Source organism: Cellulophaga sp. RHA_52 (genome assembly GCF_007827205.1).
Lineage (GTDB): Bacteria > Bacteroidota > Bacteroidia > Flavobacteriales > Flavobacteriaceae > Cellulophaga > Cellulophaga lytica.
In genome coordinates this window covers 1,764,494-1,779,465 of sequence record NZ_VIRZ01000001.1, presented here as the reverse complement: position 1 = coordinate 1,779,465, position 14,972 = coordinate 1,764,494, and the positions used below count along the sequence as shown (strand labels likewise).

Annotated in this window: 11 protein-coding genes and 1 tRNA gene; 1 reads left to right on the top strand and 11 read right to left on the bottom strand. The window is 34.5% G+C overall.

What is annotated here, in order from left to right:
* Positions 1 to 321: 321 nt before the first annotated feature.
* On the top strand, positions 322 to 1,911 hold the full coding sequence (locus JM80_RS07870; protein WP_075694365.1) for a peptide chain release factor 3: 1,590 nt from the start codon (positions 322 to 324) through the stop codon (positions 1,909 to 1,911).
* 108 nt (positions 1,912 to 2,019) lie between these two features.
* On the opposite strand, the gene JM80_RS07865 is transcribed toward JM80_RS07870, so the two are convergent.
* From JM80_RS07865 to tuf, 11 genes are all read right to left on the bottom strand, one after another.
* The gene (locus JM80_RS07865; RefSeq protein ID WP_034646236.1) at positions 2,020 to 2,331 is read right to left on the bottom strand and encodes a DUF3467 domain-containing protein; all 312 of its coding nucleotides are present in this window, start codon (positions 2,329 to 2,331) and stop codon (positions 2,020 to 2,022) included.
* Positions 2,332 to 2,336: 5 nt separating this feature from the next.
* Entirely contained in the window at positions 2,337 to 6,635 is a 4,299-nt protein-coding gene (gene rpoC, locus JM80_RS07860; RefSeq protein ID WP_013620106.1) for a DNA-directed RNA polymerase subunit beta', read from the bottom strand.
* A 61-nt stretch (positions 6,636 to 6,696) separates the two neighbouring features.
* Positions 6,697 to 10,506: a DNA-directed RNA polymerase subunit beta gene (gene rpoB, locus JM80_RS07855; RefSeq protein ID WP_013620107.1), complete on the bottom strand. Its 3,810-nt coding sequence runs from the start codon at positions 10,504 to 10,506 to the stop codon at positions 6,697 to 6,699.
* Positions 10,507 to 10,638: 132 nt separating this feature from the next.
* Positions 10,639 to 11,016 (bottom strand): 50S ribosomal protein L7/L12, encoded by a 378-nt coding sequence (gene rplL, locus JM80_RS07850; RefSeq protein WP_013620108.1) that lies wholly within the window; start codon positions 11,014 to 11,016, stop codon positions 10,639 to 10,641.
* Between the two features lie 49 nt (positions 11,017 to 11,065).
* On the bottom strand, positions 11,066 to 11,581 hold the full coding sequence (rplJ, locus tag JM80_RS07845; RefSeq protein ID WP_034646237.1) for a 50S ribosomal protein L10: 516 nt from the start codon (positions 11,579 to 11,581) through the stop codon (positions 11,066 to 11,068).
* Between the two features lie 22 nt (positions 11,582 to 11,603).
* Positions 11,604 to 12,296 carry a 50S ribosomal protein L1 gene (rplA, locus tag JM80_RS07840; protein WP_013620110.1) on the bottom strand — a complete coding sequence of 231 codons (693 nt, stop codon included), beginning with the start codon at positions 12,294 to 12,296 and terminating at the stop codon, positions 11,604 to 11,606.
* 20 nt (positions 12,297 to 12,316) lie between these two features.
* A complete protein-coding gene (rplK, locus tag JM80_RS07835; protein ID WP_013620111.1) occupies positions 12,317 to 12,754 on the bottom strand; it encodes a 50S ribosomal protein L11 in 438 nt (145 codons plus the stop codon).
* Between the two features lie 73 nt (positions 12,755 to 12,827).
* Entirely contained in the window at positions 12,828 to 13,379 is a 552-nt protein-coding gene (gene nusG, locus JM80_RS07830) for a transcription termination/antitermination protein NusG (RefSeq protein ID WP_013620112.1), read from the bottom strand.
* Positions 13,380 to 13,392: 13 nt separating this feature from the next.
* On the bottom strand, positions 13,393 to 13,581 hold the full coding sequence (gene secE / locus JM80_RS07825) for a preprotein translocase subunit SecE (RefSeq protein WP_013620113.1): 189 nt from the start codon (positions 13,579 to 13,581) through the stop codon (positions 13,393 to 13,395).
* Positions 13,582 to 13,637: 56 nt separating this feature from the next.
* A tRNA-Trp gene (locus tag JM80_RS07820) sits at positions 13,638 to 13,710 on the bottom strand.
* Positions 13,711 to 13,777: 67 nt separating this feature from the next.
* A complete protein-coding gene (gene tuf, locus JM80_RS07815; protein WP_013620114.1) occupies positions 13,778 to 14,965 on the bottom strand; it encodes an elongation factor Tu in 1,188 nt (395 codons plus the stop codon).
* Positions 14,966 to 14,972 lie beyond the last annotated feature (7 nt).

The following is a 14,972-nucleotide window of genomic DNA, read 5'->3' as shown; positions in this document are numbered from 1 at the left end:
AAGATTTTGGGACTTCTTGCTTAAACTGGATGCTAAGTTAAAGTTATTTTTATATACTGCATTAAATTTGATATCATAAGTTGCATCCGTTCTTTGAAGCGCAAATTTAATCGTTTAAATGTTAATTTTTTAACTTTCTTGTTTGAAAATTTAACAAAAAAATATCTTAACGTCATTTTATAAAAAAAGGATAATCTAAAAAAAAAGCACTTCATCGAAATTAAAAAAAGCTAACTAGTTAGTAATCTAGCTACTTAATATTTGTTAACAGAGTTATTAGCATTCTATTATTTACCGTACTTTTGCAACAAATTTTTTTAAATGAGTTTTGAAAAAGAAATACAAAAGAGAAGGACTTTTGGAATCATATCTCACCCTGATGCTGGTAAAACAACATTAACAGAAAAGTTATTACTTTTTGGTGGTGCAATACAAGAAGCCGGAGCAGTAAAAAACAATAAAATAAAGAAATCTGCTACCAGTGATTTTATGGAAATTGAAAGACAGAGAGGTATTTCTGTTGCTACGTCTGTACTTGCCTTTATATACAAGGATAAGAAAATAAATATTTTAGATACACCAGGACACAAAGATTTTGCTGAAGATACATTTAGAACTTTAACAGCTGTAGATAGCGTTATTGTTGTTATTGATGTGGCTAAAGGTGTAGAGGAGCAAACTGAAAAATTGGTTGAAGTATGTAGAATGCGTAAAATACCAATTATTGTTTTTATAAATAAATTAGACCGTGAAGGTAAAGATGCTTTTGATTTACTTGATGAAGTAGAACAAAAGCTAGGCCTATCTGTTACTCCATTAAGTTTCCCAATTGGCATGGGTTATGACTTTAAAGGAATTTATAATATTTACGAGAAAAACATTAACCTTTTTAGCGGCGACAGTAAAAAAAATATTGAAGAAACTATTGCTTTTGATGATGTTCAAAATTCAGAATTAGAAAACGTAATAGGAGAAAAAGCGGCGCAGACTTTAAGGGATGACCTGGAGTTGGTAAATGGTGTTTACCCTGAGTTTAGCAAAGAGAAATATTTATCTAGTGAACAGCAGCCAGTTTTCTTTGGTTCTGCTTTAAATAATTTTGGTGTTCGAGAACTATTAGATTGTTTTATTGAAATTGCCCCCTCTCCAAGGCCTAAAAAAGCAGAAGAAAGAGAGGTAATTGCAAATGAAAAACAATTTAGTGGATTTGTTTTTAAAATACACGCCAATATGGATCCTAAACACAGAGATAGACTAGCGTTTATAAAAATTGTGTCTGGTACTTTTGAGCGTAACAAACCATATCTACATGTTAGAAATAAGAAAAAGTTAAAATTCTCTAGTCCTAATGCATTTTTTGCAGAGAAAAAAGAAATAGTAGACATCTCTTACCCAGGAGATATTGTTGGTTTACACGATACAGGGCATTTTAAAATAGGTGATACTTTAACTGAAGGAGAAGAGTTGCATTACAAAGGGATTCCTAGTTTTAGCCCGGAACACTTTAGGTACATTAACAATGCAGATCCTATGAAATCAAAACCTTTGTACAAAGGTATAGACCAATTAATGGATGAAGGTGTTGCTCAATTATTTACTTTAGAAATGAACGGGCGTAAAATAATTGGAACCGTTGGAGCCTTACAGTTTGAGGTTATACAATATAGGCTAGAACATGAATATGGGGCAAAATGTACATATGAAAATTTCCCTGTTTTTAAAGCTTGTTGGGTAGACCCTAGTGATAAAAACAACGATGAGTTTAAAGAGTTTAAACGTGTAAAACAAAAGTTTTTAGCCAAGGATAAGTCTGGAAAATTAGTGTTCTTAGCAGATTCACAATTCTCTTTACAAATGACACAACAAAAATACCCAAGTGTAAAATTACATTTTACATCTGAGTTTGAATAACAACTAGTGTTACCAGAAAAATAAAAAAAGCCAAACATAAATTGTTTGGCTTTTTTATTACCTATTTTTTATAAAAAAGAAAACCACGCAAATTGCGTGGTTCTTTTATTATGCTTCTCCTGTTGGACCAAAATTAATTGGTACTGAAGGCTGCTCATAATCTTTAATTGCTCCGTGAGCCTTTTCAAAACGTTGAACATTATCATTTAATGCTTTTAAAAGCTTTTTAGCATGTTGTGGTGTAAGTATAATTCTACTTTTCACTTTTGCCTTTGGTGCTCCTGGCATTAAACTAACAAAGTCTACTACAAATTCTGATACTGAATGGTTAATTATTGCCAAATTAGAATAAACTCCTTCAGCAGTTTTCTCATCCAATTCAATATTTATTTGCTTCTGATCTTGATTAGAATCACTCATACAACTTAAAATTTAAGTTCCTCTTTACGAGCCATAATCTCATCATATTCTTCTTTAGAACCTACTATGATGCTATCATAATCTCTCATACCTGTTCCTGCAGGAATCTTATGACCAACAATTACATTTTCTTTTAATCCTTCTAAGTTATCAACCTTACCAGCTACTGCTGCCTCGTTTAATACTTTAGTTGTCTCCTGGAACGATGCCGCTGAGATGAAAGATTTAGTTTGTAAAGATGCTCTTGTAATACCTTGTAAAATTGGTGTTGCAGTTGCTGCAACAGCATCTCTAGCAGATACTAATGCTTTATCAGCACGTCTCAAGATTGAGTTTTCATCTCTTAACTCTCTAGCTGTTATTATTTGTCCAGCTTTTAAGTTATCAGAATCTCCTGCCTCTTCAACAACTTTTTTACCGTAAATCTCATCATTCTCTCTGATAAAATCTTCTTTATGTGCCAATTGGTTTTCTAAGAAAATAGTATCACCCGGATCTTGTATACGAACTTTACGCATCATTTGTCTAACAACAACCTCAAAGTGCTTGTCATTAATTTTTACACCTTGTAAACGATATACTTCCTGAACTTCGTTCACTAAGTATTGTTGTACAGCAGAAGGGCCTTTAATTGCTAAGATATCTGCAGGTGTTATAGATCCATCAGATAATGGCATACCAGCTCTGACATAATCATTTTCTTGTACAAGAATTTGATTTGATAGTTTTACTAAGTACTTTTTAACATCACCTAATTTAGACTCTATAATAATTTCACGGTTACCTCTTTTAATTTTACCAAAAGAAACAACACCATCAATTTCTGAAACAACTGCTGGGTTAGATGGGTTACGTGCTTCGAAAAGTTCTGTAACTCTTGGAAGACCACCCGTAATATCACCAGACTTAGCAGACTTGCGTGGAATTTTAACTAACGTCATACCCTCAGTAACCTTATCATTGTCATCTACCATAATGTGAGATCCAACTGGAAGGTTGTAAGAACGTAATATCTCATCATTATTATTTTTAACTAATAATGTTGGTATTAACTTCTTGTTTCTAGATTCTGAAATTACTTTTTCCTGGAAACCTGTTTGTTCATCTATTTCTACCTGGTAAGTAACACCTTGTTCTATATTTTCGTATGAAACTTTACCAGTAAATTCTGATACAATTACACCGTTATATGGATCCCAAGAACATATTACATCACCTTTAGCAACTTTAGCTCCGTTTTCTATAGCTAGTTGAGAACCATAAGGTATGTTACTTGTACTTAAAGTAATACCTGTTTTAGCATCAACTATTTTTATTTCTGATGTTCTAGAGATAACAATTTTTACTTTGTTACCCTCATTATCTTCACCATTAACAGTTCTTAAATCTTCTATTTCTGCAATACCTGCAAATTTAGCTTCTAATTTATTATCCTCAGAAATGTTACCTGCAATACCACCCACGTGGAATGTACGTAGTGTTAACTGTGTACCTGGCTCTCCAATAGACTGTGCAGCAACAACACCTACAGCCTCACCTCTTTGTACCATTTTATTGGTTGAAAGGTTACGACCATAACATTTACCACAAATTCCTTTTTCTGCCTCACAAGTTAATGCAGAACGTACTTCTACGCTCTCTATTGGTGATGCTTCAATTTTCTTAACATCAGACTCTACTATCAACTGACCAGCAGATAATAATTGTTCTTCCGTTACAGGATCAAATAAATCATGTAGTGAAATTCTACCTAGAATACGAGCTCCTAAAGATTCAACTATTTCTTCGTTTTTCTTTAAAGCTGAAACTTCTATACCTCTTAATGTTCCACAGTCTTCTGTGTTAATGATAACATCTTGTGATACATCAACCAAACGACGAGTTAAATAACCTGCATCGGCAGTTTTTAAAGCGGTATCTGCAAGACCTTTACGTGCACCGTGAGTAGAAATAAAGTATTCAAGAATTGATAAACCTTCCTTAAAGTTAGAAAGAATAGGGTTTTCAATAATTTCACCACCACCTGCAGTAGATTTTTTAGGCTTAGCCATTAATCCACGCATACCAGTTAACTGACGAATTTGCTCTTTAGAACCCCTTGCACCAGAATCTAACATCATATACACAGAGTTAAATCCTTGCTGATCTTCACGAATACGCTTCATTGCTAACTCTGTAAGCATTGCATTGGTAGATGTCCAAACATCAATTACCTGGTTGTAACGCTCATTGTTAGTAATAAGACCCATGTTGTAGTTAGCCATAATACCGTCTACTTGACCGTTAGCCTCTGCAATCATTTCGTGTTTTTCTTTAGGGATAATAATATCTCCTAAACTAAAAGATAAACCACCTTTAAAGGCAAATTCATATCCTAAAGTTTTTATCTTATCTAAGAATTCTGCAGTAGTTGGCACGTCTGTAACAGCCAAAATACCACCAATAATATCTCTTAAAGATTTTTTATTTAATACATCATTAATATAACCTGCCTGTTCTGGCACCATCATATTAAATAAAACTCTACCTGTTGTAGTAGGTATTATTTGGTATACAAGTTCTCCTTCTTCATTAAAGTCTTTTGCTCTTACTTTTATACCTGCATTTAAATCAAGTCTTCCCTCATTAAAAGCTATTACAACTTCTTCATCAGAATAGAAAGTTAACCCTTCACCTTTAATTGGCACCTCTGGAGTAGATTTACGTTCTTTAGTCATATAATAAAGACCTAAAACCATATCCTGAGATGGTACTGTTATTGGTGAACCATTAGCAGGGTTTAATATGTTGTGTGATGCAAGCATTAACAACTGAGCTTCCAAAATTGCTTCTGGACCTAATGGTAAGTGTACTGCCATTTGATCCCCATCAAAATCGGCGTTAAATGCCGTACATACTAATGGGTGTAAACGGATAGCTTTACCTTCTATAAGTTTTGGCTGAAATGCCTGTATACCTAAACGGTGAAGCGTAGGAGCACGGTTTAGTAATACTGGGTGTCCTTTAAGAACGTTTTCCAAAATATCCCAAACTACTGGCTCTTTTTTATCTATAATTTTCTTAGCAGATTTAACTGTTTTTACAATACCTCTTTCTATTAACTTACGTATAACAAAAGGTTTGTAAAGCTCTGCAGCCATATCTTTTGGTAAACCACACTCAAATAACTTCAATTCTGGCCCAACAACAATTACCGAACGAGCAGAATAATCTACACGTTTACCTAATAGGTTTTGACGGAAACGCCCTTGTTTACCTTTTAAAGAATCTGATAATGATTTTAATGGTCTATTAGATTCAGTTTTTACAGCTGATGATTTACGTGTATTATCAAAAAGAGAATCTACAGATTCCTGAAGCATACGTTTCTCATTTCTAAGAATTACTTCTGGAGCCTTTATCTCTACCAATCTTTTTAAACGATTGTTTCTGATTATTACTCTTCTATATAAATCATTTAAATCTGATGTTGCAAAACGACCACCATCTAATGGCACTAAAGGTCTAAGCTCTGGTGGAATAACTGGGATTACTTTCATAATCATCCACTCAGGTCTGTTTTCTCTATTTTCTTGAGACTCCCTTAATGATTCTACAACCTGTAAACGCTTTAACGCTTCAGTTTTACGTTGTTTAGATGTTTCTGTATTTGCCTTATGTCTTAACTCAAATGACAATTCGTCTAAGTTAATTCTTGACAATAATTCTATTAAACATTCAGCACCCATTTTAGCAATAAACTTATTTGGATCTGTATCTTCCAAATATTGGTTTTCTACTGGTATAGACTCTAGTATGTTTAAGTATTCTTCTTCAGTCAAGAAATCCATTTTCTGAATTTCTTCACCTTCTGGTCCTTTAGCAATACCTGGCTGAATTACAACATAACGCTCATAATAGATGATCATGTCTAATTTCTTAGAAGGTAATCCTAATAAGTAACCTATTTTATTTGGTAAAGAACGGAAGTACCAGATGTGAGCAACAGGAACTACTAAGTTAATGTGCCCAACTCTGTCTCTACGTACTTTCTTTTCTGTAACCTCTACCCCACAACGGTCACAAACAATACCACGGTAACGGATACGTTTGTATTTACCACAGGCACACTCATAATCCTTTACAGGGCCAAAAATACGCTCACAGAAAAGACCATCCCTTTCTGGTTTGTGGGTTCTATAATTAATTGTTTCAGGTTTTAAAACTTCCCCTCTTGACTCTGCCAAAATAGCTTCTGGAGATGCCAATCCGATTGAAATTTTATCGAACCTTTTTATTGTATTATTATCCTTTGGTCTAGCCATAACAATATGGTGATCTTAAAATTAAATATATCTAACAAATAGTGTTCAAGACAAGGTCTTGTTATTCTTCCAATCTAATATCTAAACCTAATCCCTTAAGTTCATGCATTAATACATTGAAAGATTCTGGTAAACCAGGTTCTGGCATTGTTTCGCCTTTTACAATAGACTCATACGTTTTAGCTCTACCAATAACATCATCAGACTTAACTGTTAATATTTCTCTTAGTGTTGCAGACGCACCATATGCTTCTAGTGCCCATACTTCCATCTCTCCAAAACGCTGACCACCAAATTGTGCTTTACCACCTAATGGTTGTTGTGTAATTAAAGAATATGGACCTATAGAACGAGCGTGCATTTTATCATCTACCATATGTCCTAATTTAAGCATGTAAATAACACCTACAGTTGCTGGCTGATCAAAACGTTTTCCAGTTCCACCATCGTATAAGTAAGTATGACCAAAACGTGGTATACCTGCTTCATCTGTGTATCCGTTAATTTGTTCTAATGTAGCACCATCAAAAATTGGAGTTGCATACTTTTTGCCTAATTTTAAACCGGCCCAACCTAATACAGTCTCATATATTTGCCCAATGTTCATACGAGATGGTACACCTAATGGGTTTAATACGATATCTACTGGAGTTCCGTCTTCTAAGAAAGGCATATCTTCATGACGTACAATACGGGCAACAATACCTTTGTTACCGTGACGACCCGCCATTTTATCACCAACTTTAAGTTTACGTTTTTTAGCAACATAAACTTTAGCTAATTTCATTATTCCTGGAGGTAACTCATCACCAACAGAAATAGTAAATTTATCTCTTCTTAAGTTTCCTTGAAGATCGTTAAGCTTAATTTTATAGTTGTGAATTAAATCTGCAACCATTGCATTAAGATCCTTATCTACTGTCCAGCTTCCACCTACAAGGTGAGCAAAATCGTCAACAGAGTTTAACATTTTCATAGAGTACTTTTTACCTTTTGGAAGAACTTCTTCTCCTAAGTCATTAAGTACACCCTGTGATGTTTTACCATTAACTAATGTAAATAGTTTTTCTACTAATATATCTTTAAGCTGTTGGAATTTAACTTCGTATTCTAGCTCTAATTTATTAATAGCATCTTTATCTTCTACACGAGTACGTTTATCTTTAATAGATCTAGAAAATAATTTCTTACCTATTACAACACCTCTTAAAGATGGTGATGCTTTTAAAGATGCATCTTTAACGTCTCCTGCCTTATCACCGAATATAGCACGAAGTAATTTTTCTTCTGGTGTTGGATCTGATTCTCCTTTTGGAGTAATTTTACCAATTAAAATATCACCAGGTTTAACTTCTGCACCTATACGGATCATCCCGTTTTCATCTAAATCTTTAGTAGCTTCTTCAGAAACGTTAGGGATATCATGTGTTAATTCTTCTGCTCCTAATTTAGTATCTCTTACTTCTAAAGAATACTCATCAATATGTATAGATGTAAAAATGTCTTCACGAACTACTTTTTCAGAAATCACAATTGCATCCTCAAAGTTATACCCTTTCCAAGGCATAAAGGCTACCTTCATATTTCTACCTAAGGCTAACTCCCCTAATTGAGTAGCATAACCTTCACATAATACTTGACCTTTTTTAACCTTATCACCTTTTTCTACAATAGGTTTAAGGTTAATACTTGTACCTTGGTTTGTTTTTCTAAACTTAACCAAGTTATATGTTTTAGAGTCTTCTTCAAAACTAACTAAACGTTCCTCTTCAGTTCTATCATACTTAATAGTAACTTTTTGAGAATCTACATACTCAACAACACCATCTCCTTCTGCGTTAATTAAAACTCTAGAGTCTGATGCTACCTGACGTTCTAAACCAGTACCAACAATTGGAGATTCTGGTCTTAACAAAGGAACTGCCTGACGCATCATGTTAGACCCCATCAATGCACGGTTGGCATCATCATGTTCTAAGAACGGAATTAAAGAGGCAGATATTGATGCAATTTGATTTGGAGCAACGTCTGTATAATTAATTTCTGCAGGATCTACAACTGGGAAATCACCCTCTTCACGAGCAATAACCTTATCTACATCTATTTCACCATCTTCTTTTAAAGGAATATTGGCTTGAGATATTTTCATACCTTCCTCTTCCTCTGCACTTAAATATGCATATTCTTCTGTATCTACAACACCATTAGTAACCTTACGGTAAGGAGTTTCTAAGAATCCCATAGGATTCACTTTTGCATATACAGATAATGAAGAAATAAGTCCAATATTTGGTCCTTCAGGAGTCTCAATAGGACAAAGTCTACCGTAGTGTGTATAGTGAACATCACGTACCTCAAACCCTGCTCTTTCTCTAGATAAACCACCTGGCCCAAGGGCAGATAATCTACGTTTGTGTGTTATTTCTGCTAATGGATTTGTTTGATCCATAAACTGAGATAACTGGTTTGTTCCAAAGAAAGAATTAATTACAGAAGACAATGTCTTTGCATTAATCAAATCAATAGGTGTAAATACTTCGTTATCTCTAACGTTCATACGTTCACGAATAGTTCTTGCCATACGAGCAAGTCCTACACCAAACTGCTGAGATAATTGCTCACCTACTGTACGTACACGACGGTTAGACAAGTGGTCAATATCATCAATCTCTGCTTTAGAGTTTATAAGCTCTATTAAGTATTTAATAATAGTTATAATATCTTCTTTAGTCAAGACTTGCTTGTCCATTCCAATATCTAACTGTAATTTTTTATTCATTCTATAACGACCTACTTCACCTAAGTTGTAACGTTGGTCAGAGAAGAATAATTTATCTATAATACCACGTGCTGTTTCCTCATCTGGCGGCTCAGCATTACGTAATTGTCTATAAATATGCTCAACAGCCTCTTTTTCTGAGTTTGTTGGATCTTTTTGTAATGTATTATGAATAATTGCATAATCAGATTGTGCATTATTCTCTTTATGTAAAAGAATAGTTTTTACATCTGCCTCCATAATTTCGGCAATGTGTTCTTTTTCAAGAACTGTATCTCTATCTAATACAATTTCGTTTCTTTCTATAGAAACAACTTCACCTGTATCCTCATCTACGAAATCCTCGTGCCAAGTATTTAATACTCTAGCTGCAAGCTTACGTCCTAATACTTTTTTAAGTCCAGCATTTGAAACTTTGATTTCTTCTGATAAATCAAAGATTTCCAAAATATCCTTATCACGTTCAAAGCCAATAGCTCTAAATAAGGTTGTTACTGGTAATTTTTTCTTTCTATCAATGTAAGCGTACATAACGCCATTGATATCTGTTGCAAATTCTATCCAAGAGCCTTTAAAAGGAATTACTCTTGCAGAATACAATTTAGTACCGTTAGCATGGAAAGACTGTCCGAAGAAAACCCCTGGAGAACGGTGTAATTGAGATACAACAACACGTTCTGCACCATTAATAACAAATGTACCACTTGGTGTCATGTAAGGAATTGTTCCTAAGTACACATCTTGTACTATAGTTTCAAAATCTTCATGTTCTGGGTCCGTACAATAAAGTTTTAGTCTTGCCTTTAGTGGAACACTATAGGTTAACCCTCTTTCTATACATTCTTGAATAGAATATCTAGGTGGATCAATAAAGTAATCAAGAAACTCTAATACGAATTGATTTCTTGTGTCAGTAATTGGAAAGTTTTCCAAGAAGGTATTATACAAACCTTCGTCGCCTCTTTCATCAGATTTAGTTTCAAGTTGGAAGAAATCCTGAAATGATTTAATCTGAATGTCCAAGAAATCCGGGTAATCTGGAATATTCTTAGCTGATGCAAAATTTATTCTTTGAGTCTGTTTTGTGAACATCAATGGACAAAATTATGTTATGAATAGTATTCTCGTAGTATATTACTTCATATACAATATATATAAAAATGGGATTAGGTCTATACGCATATAGCGTAAAGACCTATCCCAAAAACGTTATGGTTGTTGCTATTATTTAAGCTCAACTTCCGCTCCTGCTTCTTCTAAAGATTTTTTAATACCTTCAGCTTCGTCTTTAGAAACACCTTCTTTAACAGCTTTTGGTGCGCTATCTACGATATCTTTAGCATCTTTTAAACCTAAACCAGTTAATTCCTTAACTAATTTTACAACTGCTAATTTAGAAGCACCAGCTGATTTTAATACAACATCAAATTCAGTTTGCTCTTCTGCAGCTTCACCACCAGCAGCTCCACCACCAGCAGCAACAGCTACTGCAGCAGCAGCAGGCTCTATACCGTACTCATCTTTTAATATATTTGCTAACTCGTTTACCTCTTTTACAGTTAAGTTAACCAATTGTTCTGCGAAATCTTTTAAATCTGCCATTTTTCTATCGTTTAATAAATTTTTAAAATATAATTGTTTTTAGTGCGTACTATTTTTCTGATAATGTTTTTAGAATTCCAGCGATTTTTCCACCACCAGATTTAAGTCCAGAAATAACGTTTTTAGCTGGTGATTGTAACAATCCAATAATATCGCCAATAACTTCTTCTTTAGACTTAATGCTAACTAAAGCATCTAATTGATCATCTCCTATATATACTTCTTCTTCAATAAATGCTCCTTTTAATAAAGGCTTATCAGATTTTTTTCTGAAGTTCTTTATTAATTTTGCTGGCGCATTACTTGTTTCAGAAAACATTAAAGAAGTGTTTCCTTTTAACACCTCTGGAAGTTCTCCAAACTCCTTATCCGAAGCTTCCATTGCTTTAGCAAGCAATGTATTCTTAATAACTGAAAGTTTAACACCCGCTTTAAAGCAAGCTCTTCTTAAATCTGAAGTAGCTACAGCATCTAAACCTGAAATATCAGCCAAATAAATGGTTGCATTTTCAGCTAACTGTGAAGTTAAATCTTCTATTACGTTTAATTTTTCTTCTTTTGTCATAATATAAACTTTAAAGCAACAGTTACGCTACTACTTTTGGATCTAATTGAACACTTGGGCTCATTGTACTAGATAGGTAAATACTTTTTACATAAACACCTTTTGCAGCAGTAGGCTTTAATTTCATAAGTGTATCAAACAACTCTTTTGCGTTCTCTGCAATTTTATCTTCAGAGAAAGAAACTTTCCCTATCGCAGCATGCACAATACCTGTTTTATCAACTTTAAAATCAATTTTACCAGCTTTTACTTCAGATACAGCTTTAGCTATATCCATAGTAACTGTTCCTGTTTTTGGATTAGGCATTAAACCTCTTGGTCCTAAAACTCTACCTAAAGGTCCTAGTTTACCCATTACACTTGGCATAGTGATAATTACATCAACATCTGTCCAACCGCTTTTTATTTTATCCAAATATTCATCTAATCCAACATAGTCTGCACCAGCTTCTTTTGCTTCTGCTTCCTTGTCTGGAGTTACTAAAGCCAAAACTTTAACATCTTTACCTGTTCCGTGTGGCAATGTTACAACCCCACGCACCATTTGATTTGCTTTTCTTGGATCTACACCCAAACGTACAGCAACATCTACAGATGAATCAAATTTTGTATTAGTTATTTCTTTTATTAAAGCAGATGCTTCTTCCAAAGAATAAAGTTTGTTCTTATCTATCTTTGCGTAAGCGTCTTTTTGCTTTTTTGTTAATTTCGCCATTTTAAATTGCTTTTAAGATTTTAAAAAGGTCTAGTACCTGAAACTTTTAAACCCATAGATCTTGCAGTACCTGCTATCATACTCATTGCCGACTCTACTGTAAATGCATTTAAATCTACCATTTTGTCTTCTGCAATTTGCTTAACTTGGTCCCAAGATACACTTGCCACTTTGTTTCTGTTAGGTTCGCCAGATCCTTTCTTTATCTTAGCTGCCTCTAAAAGCTGAACTGCCGCTGGCGGTGTCTTAACGATAAAGTCAAATGACTTATCTTTAAATACCGTGATAACAACTGGTAAAACCTTACCTTGTTTGTCCTGTGTACGCGCATTAAATTGCTTACAGAACTCCATGATGTTAACTCCGGCAGCACCTAAAGCGGGTCCAACCGGTGGCGATGGATTCGCTGCACCTCCCCTAACTTGTAGTTTAACTACTTTACTTACTTCTTTTGCCATTGTATAAAATTAAATTCGAAAAATATATGTTATTCGGAAGCAACACACATTTTTACTATGTAACAGTTCTTAATTATACTTTTTCAACTTGCATATAACTTAACTCTAATGGTGTTTTTCTTCCAAAAATCTTAACCATCACTTCAAGTTTACGCTTTTCTTCGTTAATTTTCTCAACAGTTCCGTTAAAACCATTAAAAGGACCATCAACAACCTTTATTGTTTCTCCTAATACAAAAGGAATAGCAACACTATCTGTTGTAACAGCTAGCTCATCTACTTTTCCTAACATACGATTTACTTCTGATTTTCTTAAAGGAACAGGATCGCCACCTTTAACTTCTCCTAAAAAGCCTATTACATTAGTTATAGATCTGATAATATGCACCATCTCTCCTCCTAAATTAGCCTTTACCATTATGTACCCAGGAAAATAAACCTTTTCTTTGTTTATTTTTTTTCCATTACGAACCTGAACCACTTTTTCTGTAGGAACTAAAACATCTTCCAAGTAGTCTGAAAAACCTAATCTAGCTACCTCACTCTCGATATAGCCTTTAATTTTATTTTCTTGACCACTTACCGCCCTAACTACATACCATTTTTTCTCTAATACTTCTGACATAGCACAAGGGTTATTAGTTTATAACTTTATCAAAATAAAACTTAACAGCTTTACTAAAAAGCTCATCTACACCCCAAGTTGCCAAGGCAAACAAAATAGTAAAAACAGCGACAACAACCATAAGGTTAGAAGCCTCTGCTCTTGTTGGCCATGTAACATTATTTCTAAGTTCTTCTACTGATTCTTTAATATATGTTAGCATGCGAATGTTTTACTTTATTATTTATAAATAAAAGGAAACGCATTTCCTTTCTATTGCACGGGCGGAGAGACTCGAACTCCCGACACCTGGTTTTGGAGACCAGTGCTCTACCAACTGAGCTACGCCCGTCTATATTTACATCGAAAGGTATCCTACCTCGGCAGGACACCCTCAATGTAATGTAATTATTTTAGATCTATTCTATGATCTTAGTTACCTGACCAGCACCTACTGTTCTACCACCCTCACGGATTGCAAAACGTAAACCTTCACTAAGTGCAATAGGAGATAATAATTCTACTGTAATAGTTAAGTTATCACCAGGCATAACCATTTCAACTCCTGAAGGAAGACTAATAGTTCCTGTTACATCCGTTGTTCTTACGTAAAACTGTGGACGGTAGTTATTATGGAATGGTGTGTGACGACCACCTTCTTCTTTTTTCAAGATATAAACCTCAGCTTCAAACTTAGAGTGTGGCTTAACAGAACCTGGCTTACAGATTACCATACCTCTACTGATTTGAGACTTTTCAATACCTCTTAATAAGATACCTACGTTATCACCAGCTTCACCTCTATCTAATATCTTACGGAACATTTCAACACCAGTAATAGTAGAAGCTAATTTCTCAGCACCCATACCAATGATATCAACAGCATCACCTGTATTAGCAACACCAGTTTCAATACGACCAGTTGCAACTGTTCCACGACCTGTAATTGTAAATACATCCTCTACAGGCATTAAGAAATCCTTATCTACATCACGCTTTGGCAATTCGATCCAGTTATCAACAGCCTCCATCAATTCCATTACTGTATCTACCCATTTTTGCTCACCATTAAGTGCACCTAAAGCAGAACCAGAAACAACAGGACCATTATCACCATCATACTCGTAAAAAGAAAGCAATTCTCTAACTTCCATTTCAACAAGCTCTAAAAGCTCTTCATCATCAACCATATCAACCTTGTTTAAGAAAACAACGATTCTTGGAATACCTACCTGACGACCTAATAAGATGTGCTCACGTGTTTGAGGCATTGGACCATCAGTTGCAGCAACTACCAAAATAGCACCATCCATCTGAGCAGCACCAGTTACCATGTTCTTAACGTAATCCGCGTGACCTGGACAATCTACGTGTGCATAGTGACGGTTTGCAGTTGAATACTCTACGTGAGAAGTATTAATTGTTATACCTCTTTCTTTTTCTTCTGGAGCGTTATCGATAGAATCGAAACTTCTTAATTCAGAAAGACCTGCATTTGCCAATACTGTTGTAATAGCAGCAGTTAAAGTAGTTTTACCGTGATCTACGTGTCCAATAGTACCTATATTTAAGTGCGGTTTGGAACGATCAAAAGTTTCCTTTGCCATGTTTAAT